The 12,680-nt window shown below is 67.1% G+C and carries 6 protein-coding genes; 3 read left to right on the forward strand and 3 right to left on the reverse strand.

The window, feature by feature from the left end; genetic code table 11:
* Window positions 1-30: 30 nt before the first annotated feature.
* From J2W36_RS18810 to J2W36_RS18820, 3 genes are all read right to left on the reverse strand, one after another.
* On the reverse strand, window positions 31-987 hold the full coding sequence (locus tag J2W36_RS18810) for an alpha-E domain-containing protein (protein ID WP_307691283.1): 957 nt from the start codon (window positions 985-987) through the stop codon (window positions 31-33).
* A gap of 23 nt (window positions 988-1,010) precedes the next feature.
* Window positions 1,011-2,525, reverse strand: coding sequence for a circularly permuted type 2 ATP-grasp protein (locus J2W36_RS18815; protein WP_307691284.1), 1,515 nt, complete (start codon window positions 2,523-2,525; stop codon window positions 1,011-1,013).
* 73 nt (window positions 2,526-2,598) lie between these two features.
* The gene (locus J2W36_RS18820; RefSeq protein WP_307691332.1) at window positions 2,599-5,034 is read right to left on the reverse strand and encodes a DNA internalization-related competence protein ComEC/Rec2; all 2,436 of its coding nucleotides are present in this window, start codon (window positions 5,032-5,034) and stop codon (window positions 2,599-2,601) included.
* Between the two features lie 160 nt (window positions 5,035-5,194).
* Here J2W36_RS18820 and J2W36_RS18825 point away from each other — a divergent pair, with 160 nt between their 5' ends.
* The 3 genes from J2W36_RS18825 to J2W36_RS18835 all read left to right on the forward strand — a co-directional run bounded on the left by J2W36_RS18825 (window position 5,195) and on the right by J2W36_RS18835 (window position 12,646).
* Window positions 5,195-8,752, forward strand: a complete 3,558-nt coding sequence (locus J2W36_RS18825) for a transglutaminase family protein (protein ID WP_307691285.1) — start codon at window positions 5,195-5,197, stop codon at window positions 8,750-8,752.
* Window positions 8,753-8,846: 94 nt separating this feature from the next.
* Window positions 8,847-11,612 (forward strand): circularly permuted type 2 ATP-grasp protein, encoded by a 2,766-nt coding sequence (locus J2W36_RS18830; RefSeq protein ID WP_370869351.1) that lies wholly within the window; start codon window positions 8,847-8,849, stop codon window positions 11,610-11,612.
* 2 nt (window positions 11,613-11,614) lie between these two features.
* Window positions 11,615-12,646: a transglutaminase family protein gene (locus tag J2W36_RS18835; RefSeq protein WP_307691286.1), complete on the forward strand. Its 1,032-nt coding sequence runs from the start codon at window positions 11,615-11,617 to the stop codon at window positions 12,644-12,646.
* The last annotated feature ends 34 nt before the right edge of the window (window positions 12,647-12,680 follow it).

Below are 12,680 nucleotides of genomic sequence, written 5' to 3' on the forward strand. Positions count from 1 at the left end.
ACGAAGTGCCGCGCAGCCTGGGGGCGAGCCCTATTTAGCCGGAACCAGGAAATCCTGGCTGATGCGCCATCCCAGCTCGTTCACGCGGTCGAGGAACTGCGTGAGGTAGGCGTGCAGGCCGGTCGCAAGGATTTCGTCGACCCGCGCGAACTGCAGGTCGGCCAACAGCTTGCCGGCACGGCGCTGCGTCTCGGCACTCTGGTCGTTCTGCACCTTCGCCAGGTTGGCCACGACCTCCGCCAGGCTGGCATGCAGCGAGCGCGGCATGTCGGCGCGCAGGATCAGCAGTTCGGCCACACGCTCGGGCTTGATCACGTCGCGGTACACCTTGCGGTAGACCTCGAAGGCAGAGACGCTGCGCAGGATCGCGCTCCAGTGATAGAAGTCGTACTCTTGGTCTTCTTCGGTCGCGGTGCCGAAGAATTCGCTGTTGAGCGCATGGAACTTCACATCAACCAGGCGTGCCGTGTTGTCGGCGCGCTCGAGGAAGGTGCCCAGGCGCGAGAAGTAGAAGGCCTCGTCCTGCAGCATCGTGCCCAGCGTCACACCGCGGGAGAGGTGCGAACGGAACTTGACCCATTCGAAGAACTGGGCCGGGTCGCGTTCGAATTCGCCAGCGCGCAGCATGCGGTTGACGTCGAGCCAGGTGGTGTTCTGGGTCTCCCAGGCCTCGGTGGTCAGCGCGCCGCGCACGGCCCGCGCGTTTTCGCGCGCGGCCTTCAGGCACGAGACGATCGACGACGGGTTTTCCTCGTCCTTGACCATGAATTCCATGACGTCGTTCGGCACGATCTGGTCGTACTTCTTGTCATAGGCGGGCAGCAGCTCGCTGATCGACAGCAGGCCCTGCCAGCCGAACTTGGCGACTTCGGCCGACTGCGGCAGCAGCGAGGTCTGGTAGTTGACGTCGAGCATGCGGGCCGTGTTCTCGGCCCGCTCGGTGTATCGCGACATCCAGTAGAGGTGGTCGGCGGTGCGTGACAGCATGTCTGTGCTTTCCTCTTGGTGCTTCAGGCCGACTGGGTTTGGGTTTGGGATTGCGTGGCGGCAGGCGCGGCCGTCTTGGCAGCACTGCGGCGATCGGCTTCGAGAATCCAGGTGTCCTTGGTGCCGCCGCCCTGCGACGAGTTGACCACCAGCGAACCCTCCTTCAGCGCCACGCGGGTGAGGCCGCCGGGCACCATCTGCACCTCCTTGGCCGACAGCACGAAGGGGCGCAGGTCGATGTGGCGCGGCGCAATGCCGGCGTCGACGAACGTGGGCGAGGTCGACAGGCTCAGCGTGGGCTGCGCGATGTAACCATCGGGCTTGGCGAGCACGGCCTTCTTGAAGTCGTCGATCTCGGCCTGCGTGGCGGCCGGGCCGATGAGCATGCCGTAGCCCCCCGCGCCGTGGACTTCCTTGACGACCAGGTCCTTCATGTTGTCGAGCGTGTACTGCAGCTCGTCCTTGTTGCGGCACATGTAGGTCGGCACGTTCTTCAGGATCGGCTTCTCGCCGAGATAGAACTCGATCATCTTCGGCACGTAGGGGTAGATCGACTTGTCGTCGGCCACGCCGGTGCCCACGCCGTTGCAGATCACGACGTTGCCTTCGCGGTAGGCGCGCATGAGGCCCGCACAGCCGAGCGTGGAGCTGGGGCGGAACACCTCGGGGTCGAGGAAGTCGTCGTCGACACGGCGGTAGATCACGTCGACGCGCTTGGGTCCACGCGTGGTGCGCATGTAGACGAAGTTGTCCTTGACGAACAGGTCCTGTCCTTCGACCAGCTCGATGCCCATCTGCTGGGCGAGGAAGGCGTGCTCGAAGTAAGCGCTGTTGTACATGCCCGGCGTGAGCACGACCACCGTCGGCTCGGCCGTGGCGGCAGGCGCGCTCGCACGCAGCGTCTCCAGCAGCAGGTCGGGGTAATGGGCGACCGGCGCAATGCGATTCTGGCTGAACAGGTCGGGGAACAGCCGCATCATCATCTTGCGGTTCTCGAGCATGTAGCTCACCCCGCTGGGCACGCGCAGGTTGTCCTCGAGCACGTAGTACTCGCCATTGCCGTCGGCGTCGGGCGCACGGACGATGTCGATGCCCGAGATGTTGGAGTAGACGTTGTTGGGCACCGTCACGCCCATCATCTCGGGGCGGAACTGCGCGTTGTTCAGGATCTGCTCGGCCGGAATGATGCCGGCCTTGATGATTTCCTGGTCATGGTAGACGTCGTGGAGAAAACGGTTGAGCGCAGTGACGCGCTGCACCAGTCCTTTTTCCATGCTTTCCCATTCGTGGGAAGGAATGATGCGCGGCAACAGATCGAACGGAATCAGGCGTTCGGTGCCGGAGCCGTCCTCGTCCTTGGCGCCGTAGACCGCGAAGGTGATGCCGACACGGCGGAAGATCATCTCGGCCTCTTCGCGCCTCGATCGCATCAGCTCACCGGGCTGTCGTGACAGCCATTGGTCGTAGCGCTTGTAATGGCTCCGGATCGCAGCATCGCTGTAAGGCAGCTGCTCGTACATTTCGTCAAATTTGTGCATGGAACGACCGATCTCCTTCGGCATAGCTTAGCAAGTTCGAGGCCATATCTGTGTTCCCTTTGACGCAAATAATTCAGTCCGCGTCCATGGGCGGCACGGCGTGATGCCAGTAGCGCCGGGCCTGCTGGCGATGACATTGCAGGTCGCCGGGCCGCATGCTTGTCCAGAATGCTGCGCCACAGCGGGTCGATTCGACCAGCGCGATGTCGCGCAGGCGATAGCGATCGACCACCTCGGGCGCGGGGTGCCCGAAGCGGTTGCGGTAGCCCGCCTGAACCAGCGCGATGCGCGGTGCGACCGCATCAAGCAGCGCATCGCTAGACGACGTCTTGCTGCCGTGATGAGGCACCAGCAGCAGATCGGCGCCCAGAGCGGATGTGCGCGTCACCAGCGCCAGTTCCTGGAGACGCTCGATGTCGCCTGCCAGCAGCACCGCGTTCGTGCCGGCGTGGATGCGCAGCACGCAGGACAGCGTATTGGGCTTGCTCAGAAACGCGATGTCGTCGGCACGGGGATGGAGCACTTCGAAGGTGACCCCGTCCCACCGCCATTGCTGCCCGGCGACACAGGGCTGGGCCGGGCGCAGGGCCTGCAGCGGATGCGAGGCTTCGATCGAACTGAGCAGCGCCGCCTGTGGCTGGGTCGCCAGCACGGCCTCGGCGCCGCCGATGTGGTCGACGTCGCGATGGCTGAGGACGAGCATGTCCAGGCGCTCTCCGAGCGCGGCGAGCAGCGGCACGAGCACGCGGTTGCCCGCGTCGCTCTCCAGACCGTAGCGCGGGCCCGCGTCATACAGCAGGCTGTGGTGTGCCGTCCGCACCAGCACGGCATTGCCCTGCCCCACGTCTGCGGCCAGCAGGTCGAAGCTGCCTTCGGCAGGCCGGGGCACCTGCCAGAGCAACACGGGCAGCAACAGCGGCAACCCGAGCAGGCGCAGCGCGGCCGGCAGCCGCATGGTCATCCACACGCCGCCCGCGATACCGGCCACCGCAGCCCAAAGCGGCGGCGCGGGCATCGAGAGGGTAGCGAAAGGCCAACTGGCGAGCCAGCCAAGCACCAGGCTCAGGGCCTGAACCGCCCAGCCCGCCAGGGTCCAAAGGGCTGGAACGACCGCGCCGAGCATGGCCAGCGGCGTCACCACCAGCGTGATCCAGGGAATGGCCACCGCATTGGCGAGCAAGCCGACAGCCGATATCTGCTGGAACAGCAACAAGGTCAGCGGCGTGAGCGCCAGCGTCACGACCCACTGTTCGCGCAACATGTGCCGCGCGCGCGACGCCGCGGTGCCGCCCCCGATGGGCGCAGCACCCGCATCGGTGGCGAACAGTGCGCCGACGGCAACGAAACTCAGCCAGAAGCCCGGCTGCATCAGCGCCCAGGGGTCAGCCACCACCACGGTCCAGCAGGCCGCCAGCCACACGAAAGGCCAGGGCCAGCGCCGGCCCGAAAGCCGCAGCAGGCCGACCACCAGCAGCATCCACACCGTGCGCTGCGACGGAATACCCCAGCCACTGAAAAGCGCATAGAGCGCGGCCAACAACACACCGCCGACAACGGCGGCATGGGGCGCCGGCCAGGCCAGCATCAGCCGTGAACTGCGTCGCCACAGCATGCCCACCACGGCGCTGGCGAGCCAGGCAAACATGGTCACATGCAACCCGGAGATCGACATCAGATGGGCAACGCCGGTCGCGCGGAAGACGTCCCAGTCGTTGCGTTCGATGGCACCCTGATCGCCGGTCACGAGCGCGGCGATCACGCCCGCCATCCGGCGGTCGGCCACCTGCGCGAACACCGCGTCGCGGACCGTTTCGCGCACGCGCTCGACGGGATGGCGCCACGTGGCCCCCAGCCGCTCGGGTGGCGCATCGCGCGCGCCGGTGCGCACCGATCCCATGGCCTGGACGCCCTGCTCCCACATCGAGAGCTCATGGTCGAAACCATGCGGATTGAGCGCGCCGTGCGGCGCCTTCAGGCGCACCGTGAAGCGCCAGCGTTCGCCCGCGTGCAGGGTCGCGGGCGCATCGTCCATCGGGTCGATTTGCGCGGCGGCCTCACCCGCGCGGCCCCACCCACCGCTTCGGGTCGCATACCAGGCGAGCGCCAGCGTGGAAGGCAGTGCCACCGGCGCGCCGCGGCCCGCTGGCGCGACCTCGCGGGCCGACTGCACATTCAGCCGGAAACGAACGCCGCCTTCGCCGTGCTGCGGCATCTGGGCGATCACACCGGTCACCTCCACATCGCGGCCTTCGACGCGCGAGTCGAGCGTCTGGCCCGCATAGGCCACGGCACGCAGGCCGGTCAAGCCGACGCCCAGGCATGCGCCCACCAGCAGCGCGACGCTCACAGACAAGCCCCACACACCGGCCACGCGCACCCGTCGGCGCACACCCCAAGCCGACAGCCCCGCCAGGATGCATCCTCCTGTCACGATGGCCGCGTAGCATCGCCAATTCCAAAGCATGGCCTGCTGCAATTGCAGCGCCACGCCCAACACCGACCCCGCCATGGCGGTAAATGGCAATAACGCCCGCGCTTCGCGGCCCGTCGTCACGAATGGACTCTCATGGTCATACCCCCTTCAAAAACACGCTCTGTGGCGCGCTAATTGCTATGCCAGTGGGCTAGTATGCGTTCTCCTCCGAGGCACCTCGAAGCATAGAAATAACATGTCCATTCACGCCGCGCTCCATCACGTCACCCATTACAAGTACGACCGTCCGGTGCAATTGGGACCGCAGGTCGTCCGCCTGCGTCCGGCGCCGCACTGCCGCAGCAACGTCATTTCCTACTCCCTGCGCATCGAGCCCGAGCAGCATTTCGTCAATTGGATGCAGGACCCGTTCGCCAACTACCAGGCGCGGCTGGTGTTTCCTGAGAAGACAACCGAATTCAAGGTCACGGTCGATCTCGTGGTCGAGATGGCGGTCTACAACCCCTTCGACTTCTTCCTGGAGCCGCAGGCTGAGAACTTTCCGTTCAAGTACACGGCGTCCCAGGCCGAAGAGCTCGCGCCCTATCTGGTCACCGAGACGCCCACGCCGCTGCTGCAGGCCTACCTCGACAAGATCGAGCGCAAGGAACAGCGCACCATCGACTTCCTGGTGGGTATCAACCAGCAGGTGCAGCAGGACGTCAACTACCTGATCCGCATGGAGCCTGGCGTGCAGACGCCTGAAGAAACGCTGGCCAACGGCAGCGGCTCCTGCCGGGACTCGGGCTGGCTGCTGGTGCAACTGCTGCGCCATTGCGGCCTGGCCGCGCGCTTCGTCTCGGGTTACCTGATCCAGCTCACACCCGACGTCAAGGCGCTCGATGGCCCGAGCGGGACCACCGTCGACTTCACCGACCTGCACGCGTGGTGCGAAGTGTTCCTGCCCGGCGCCGGCTGGATCGGCCTGGACGCCACCTCCGGCCTGCTCGCTGGCGAAGGTCACATTCCGCTCGCCTGCACGCCGACACCATCGAGCGCTGCGCCGATCGAAGGCGTGGTGGACGACGCCGAGGTCGAATTCGGCCACGACATGGTGGTCACGCGCGTGTACGAATCACCACGCGTGACCAAGCCCTACACCGAGGAACAATGGGCCGAGGTGCTGGCGCTGGGTGCCAAGGTGGACACGCGCCTGGAGGCCGGCGACGTTCGCCTGACCATGGGTGGCGAACCGACCTACGTGGCCACCAGCGACCGTGACGCCGCCGAATGGAACACCGACGCGCTCGGCCCGACCAAGCGCGGCTACGCAACCGAACTCGTGCAGAAGCTGCGTGCCGAATACGGCGACGGCGGCTTCCTGCACTTCGGCCAGGGCAAGTGGTATCCCGGCGAGCAACTGCCGCGCTGGGCGCTGTCGATCTTCTGGCGCGCCGACGGCCAGACGATCTGGCACAACCCGGAACTCTTCGCCGACGAGCGGGTGCCGACGCACTACACGAGCGAAGACGCGCGCCGCTTCACCACCGTGCTGGCGCACCGCCTCGGCCTGACCGAGCGCTACATCCAGCCGGGCTACGAAGACACCTACTACTACCTCTGGCGCGAACGCCGCCTGCCGGTCAACGTCGATCCCTTCGACTCGAAGCTCGACGACGAGATGGAGCGCGTGCGCCTGCGCCGCGTCTTCACGCAGAAGCTCGACGCCGTCATCGGCTACATGCTGCCTATCGAGCCGACCAGCGCCGACCGCGATGCCCCCGCGCTCGAAGGCCCGGGCTGGACCACTGGCCCGTGGTTCCTGCGCGACGACCGCCTGTTCCTGATCCCCGGCGACTCGCCGATGGGGTATCGCCTGCCGCTCGACTCCCAACCTTGGGCGAGCAAGGGCGACTATCCGTACATGATCGACCGCGACCCGACGGCTCCGCGCGACGCCCTGCCCAGCGCCGCCGACTACCGGGCACGCTACGTCTCGGCGCCAGGGTCCCAGGCCACCGGCACGGCCGGCGTGCCCTATGCCTTCGGCCTGCCAACCACCTCGACCGCCAGCCTGCGCATGCAAGCGGCAGGCGCCTCCACCAGCTACACGCCGGGTGCCGGTGCGGGCGCAACGCCCGCCGCCGGTACCGGCACCGGGCCGGCCGATGATGAAGCCAACAGCGCCACCAGTGCCGCGAACACACGCTTTCCACGCCGTGGCGAGTCGGCCCATTGGGTGACGCGCACCGCGCTGTGCGTGGAAGTGCGCGACCCGCGCCGCGCCAACGGCCCGGCCGCTGAGAAGGTCGGCAGCGCCTCGGGGGTGCTCTATGTGTTCATGCCCCCGCTCGCGCGCCTGGAAGACTATCTCGACCTCGTCGCGGCCGTCGAAGCCACGTCCGAGCAGCTGGGCCTGAAGATCGTGATGGAAGGCTACCCGCCCCCGCGCGATCCGCGCCTGAAGATGCTGGCCGTCACGCCCGATCCGGGCGTGATCGAAGTCAACATCCATCCGGCCAGCAACTGGAAGGAACTGGTCGCCCACACGGAGTTCCTCTACAACGCCGCATTCGAGACGCGCCTGTCGGCAGAAAAGTTCATGACCGATGGCCGCCACACCGGCACCGGCGGCGGCAACCACTTCGTCATGGGCGGCGCCACGCCGGCCGACAGTCCCTTCCTGCGCCGGCCCGAACTGCTGGCCAGCCTGTTGCTGTACTGGCACAACCACCCGTCACTGAGCTACCTGTTCTCGGGCATGTTCATCGGCCCGACCAGCCAGGCGCCGCGCGTCGACGAGGCCCGCAACGACCAGGTCTACGAGCTGGAAATCGCCCTCAAGGAAATCGCCAAGAACCGCGAAATCTACGGCGCGAACATGCCGGCATGGCTGGTCGACCGCACGCTGCGCAACATCCTGGTGGACGTGACGGGCAACACGCACCGCAGCGAGTTCTGCATCGACAAGCTGTACTCGCCCGACTCGTCCATGGGCCGGCTGGGCCTGCTCGAGTTGCGCGCCTTCGAAATGCCGCCGCACGCACGCATGAGCATCGTGCAGCAGTTGCTCATCCGGGCCTTGGTGGCACGCTTCTGGGACGAGCCCTACCAGGCGCCCGCTACCCGCTGGGGCACCGAGCTGCACGACCGCTTCCTGCTTCCGACCTTCGTCAAGATGGACTTCGACGACGTCATCACCGAAATGCGCCAGGCTGGCTTCGCTTTCGATGCCAACTGGTTCGCACCGCACCTGGAATTCCGCTTCCCGCTGGTCGGTCAGGTGCAGGCGATGGGCGTGGAGCTGTCGCTGCGCAACGCGCTTGAGCCCTGGCACGTGATGGGCGAAGAAGGCTCGGCCGGCGGCACCGTGCGCTACGTCGACTCTTCGCTCGAACGCATCGAAGTGCGCGTGACAGGACTCAACGAGAGCCGCCACGTCGTGACCGTCAATGGTGCCGTGCTGCCGCTGCAGCCCACCGGTACCACGGGCGAATTCGTCGCTGGCGTACGCTACAAGGCCTGGAACCCACCGTCGGCACTGCACCCGAGCATCGGCGCACACGCGCCGCTGACCTTCGATCTGGTCGACACCTGGATGAAACGCTCCCTCGGCGGCTGCCAGTACTTCGTCGCGCACCCGGGCGGTCGCAACTACGAGACCTTCCCGGTCAACGCCTACGAAGCCGAGAGCCGTCGCATGTCGCGCTTCACCCGCATGGGGCACACCCCGGGCCTCATGCGCACGCCGCCGGCCACGATCGAGTTGGCGGGCAGCCGCGAATTCCCGTTCACCCTCGACCTGCGGCGGTGAGTGAGCCTGTTTTCAACGACTTTTTCCGCCATTGCCAACCATTTCCGGATGGATGGCATGGCTGAGTGGCGGGCGATGTAAAAATGCCCCCACTGTGGAACCGTTGAACGACTCTCTCTTTGGCTCGCAGGCGATGGAAACTCCAGCCTCGCTGGCGTCAGCGCTCGCGCCCGCCGCGCAACCGGGGCACTTCGACGAATTGCGCGGTGCCGCCCGCGCGGTGCCCGCAACGCGCCCGACGGCCCCTGCGCCGAGCATGGGCACGGCCACTGGTGCGCTGCTGCACGATGCCGCGCTGCCGCCCGCTGCGCCGCCGCCTGACGCCACTGCCGGCACCGGCGCATCACCGCCTGCAAACCAGGCGTCCCCAGCGCCGACGTCCACCGACAAGCCACCGCTGACGCCTTCCTGGTCACGCTTTTTCGAGCACCTGGGCGCGGGCGGCTTCAGCGACCTGCCGCGCCGCGCACTCAGCCTGGAACGACAGATCCGCGACAACGGTGTCACCTACAACGTTTACGCCGACGCCGACGGGCCGCAGCGACCCTGGTCGCTCGACCTGTTCCCGCTGATCATCTCGCCCGAAAGCTGGAAGCAGATCGAAGCCGGCGTGCTTCAGCGCGTGCGGGTCCTCGACCGCGTGATGGCGGACGTCTATGGTCCGCAGCAATTGCTTGCCGAGGGCCTTCTTCCTCCCGCACTGGTCCGCGGACATCCGGGTTACCTGCGCCCCCTGCATGGCGTCAAACCGCCGGGCGATACCTGGCTGCACATCACGGCCTTCGACCTGGCCCGCGGGCCCGACGGCAACTGGTGGGTGGTCTCGCAGCGCACGCAGGCGCCGTCCGGCCTGGGCTACCTGCTGGAGAACCGGCTGGCGATCTCGCGCCAGTTCCCGCAGGCCTTCGAAGAACTGCAGGTGCAGCGCCTGGCTGCCACCTACAGCGCGATGATGGAAGGCCTGCAGCGCATGTGTCCGGCCGGACAGCCACCGCACATCGCCCTGCTCACCCCCGGGCCGTACAACGAAACCTACTTCGAGCATGCCTACCTGGCGCGCTACCTGGGCGTCACCCTGGTCGAGGGCAGCGATCTCACGGTGCGCGACCAGCGCCTGTACCTGAAGACCCTGCAAGGCCTGCGCCCTGTCCACGGGCTCATCAAGCGGCTGGACGACCAGTACCTCGATCCGCTGGAACTGCGTCCCGACTCCACGCTGGGCGTGCCCGGCCTGCTGCAGGCCATTCGCGCCGGCAACGTGCTGGTGGCCAACATGCCGGGTTCGGCTTTTCTCGAATCGCCCGCGCTGCTCGGCTTCCTGCCGGCGCTGGCGCGGCGCCTCATCGGCGAAAAATTGCAGTTGCCCGCCCTGCCCACCTGGTGGTGCGGCGAAAGGGCCGCGCTCGAATCGGCCCTGCCACAACTGAGCGAGGCCGCGATCAAGCCGACCTACCCCGGCTACGACGCCCGTGCGAGCTTCGAGGCCGTGCTGGGCAGCCAGATGGGCCGGCGCGAACTCGACGAATGGGCCGGGCGCATCGTGCGGCAAGGCGACGAACACACGCTGCAGAGCTACCTGCCGCTCTCGCAGATGCCCACCTGGGCACAGGACGCGCAGGGCACCGGGCGGATCGCGCCACGCGCGATGCTGCTGCGGGTGTTCGCGGTGAGCGACGGTGCGCAGTCCTGGCGCGTGCTGCCCGGCGGCCTCGCGCGGCTGGCTGGCTCCAATGCACAGATCGCGTCGATGCAGCGCGGTGGCAGCAGCGCGGACGTCTGGGTGCAGACACACGGCGAAGTCGACCGCACGACGCTGCTGCAGCCGCACGCCACGCCCGCGTCGCTGGCGCGCCACCGTGCGCCGGTGACCAGCCGCGCCGCCGAGAACATGTTCTGGCTGGGCCGCTATACCGAGCGCGCAGAGAACGCCGTGCGTCTGGCACGACTGACCCTGGACCTGCTGGGCGGGGAAGACCAGTCCTCGCGCGCGCTCCTGACCTGGCTGCACCACGAGGCGCAGCGCAACGCGCTGATTCCGCCGGCCGTGCCCGTGGGCACCAAGTCGCGCCGCGTGTTCGAGCGGGCGCTGATCGCCGAACTGGGCAACGTGAAAAGTGGCGGCAGCGTGGGATACAACCTCAGCAGCGTGCGGCACGCCGCCGCCGCCGTGCGTGAGCGGCTCTCGCAGGACCACTGGAACCAGATCGTTCGCGCAGAGGCCGAATTCCTCCGCCGAACCGCCGAACAGGTCGGCGAGACCCACGAAGGCAGCTACGCCGCAAGTGCCGCGCTGCGCTCGCTCGAAGCCGCCAGCGCCGCCCTCGCGGCCATGACCGGCGCCCAGACGGACCGCATGACCCGCGACGACGCGTGGCGCCTGCTGTCGATCGGCCGGCATATCGAACGGCTGGCCTTCCTGTCGAGCGCCCTGGCGGCCGGCTTCAGGACCGGTGCCGTGCACGAGGTGAGCGGCTTCGAGGCGGTGGTCGGCCTGTTCGACAGCACCATCACCTTCCATGCCCGCTACCAGCAGCGACGCGACGTGGCCACGCTGGTCGACCTGCTGGTGCTCGACGGCGACAACCCGCGTTCACTGGCCTGGGTGACGCAAACCCTGCGCGGGCGCATTGCGAAGCTCGCCGGCAGTGCACCCGGCAAGCTGACGGCGCTGTCCTATGAACTTCCCGACCCGGCAAGCTGGACGCTCGAGAACCTGTGCGATCCGGGCCCCGAAGGCAACTATCCGGCCCTCATCGCCCTGTTTGCCACCAGCGAAACGGCGGCCTACCATGTGTCCGATGCCATCGGCACACGCTACTTCACGCTGACCTCCGAGTCCCTGCGCTCGGTCGGTGCCTAGCCATGCTGCTCCAAGTCACCCACGAAACACGCTACGACTACACGCCTCCGGTCGAGACAGCGCAGCATCTGGCCCACCTCAAGCCGCGTACCACCGCGTCGCAGCGCCTGGTGAGCCATGCGTTGACGATCACCCCGACACCCGCCCAGCACAGCGAAGCGGCCGATTTGTACGGCAATGCCCGTGCCTTCTTCGCGCTCGAATCGACGCACGAAGAACTCGTGGTCACCGCGCAGAGCGTGGTCGAGACCTCAGTACCGGTCATGTCGCCAAGCATTGCACGCGCCATGCCCTGGGAGGAGGTCCGCGAGCGCTTTCGCTTCAGCAAGGGCTCGCGCTTCGATCCGGCGTCGGACTTCGTTTTTCCATCGCCTTACGTGCCACGGCATGACAATTTTGCGGCATATGCGCGTGCCAGCTTCGTGGCGGCTCGCCCGACGTTCGACGCCGCCATGGACCTCACCTTGCGCATCTACCGCGACTTCGAGTACGACGCCAACAGCACGGAGATCAACACCCCTGCGGTGGACGCGCTGGCCCAGCGCAAGGGCGTGTGCCAGGACTTCGCGCACATCATGATCGCCTGCCTGCGCACACTCGGGCTTCCGGCCCGGTATGTCAGCGGCTACCTTCTCACGCAACCACCACCGGGTCAGCCACGGCTGGTGGGGGCCGATGCGTCGCATGCCTGGGTCTCGGTGTACCTGCCGGGTGCCGACGGCCCCGGCGACTGGGTGGACTTCGATCCAACCAATGGTCGTCAGCCCGGCGAGGATTACGTGACGCTGGCCATCGGGCGCGACTACTCCGACGTGTCGCCGATGCGCGGCGTGCTGCATGGTGGCGCACGCCACACGCTGGACGTGGGCGTCACCGTGCAGCCCCTCGATGCGCTGACAGGCTGCGCGACGGAATTGCCGCAAGGCGCGCCGTCGCCGGTGCAGCCTGCGCCGCCGGCGTCCTCGCAGTCACAGTCGCAGTCACAAATGCAGTCGCAATCCCAATTCGCACCCCAGCCTCCGTACCAGTACTGAGCGGGTGCGCTTCATCTTTCAAACAGGACCTTTT

It is taken from the genome of Variovorax ginsengisoli (assembly GCF_030811835.1).
Classification (GTDB): domain Bacteria; phylum Pseudomonadota; class Gammaproteobacteria; order Burkholderiales; family Burkholderiaceae_C; genus Variovorax; species Variovorax ginsengisoli_C.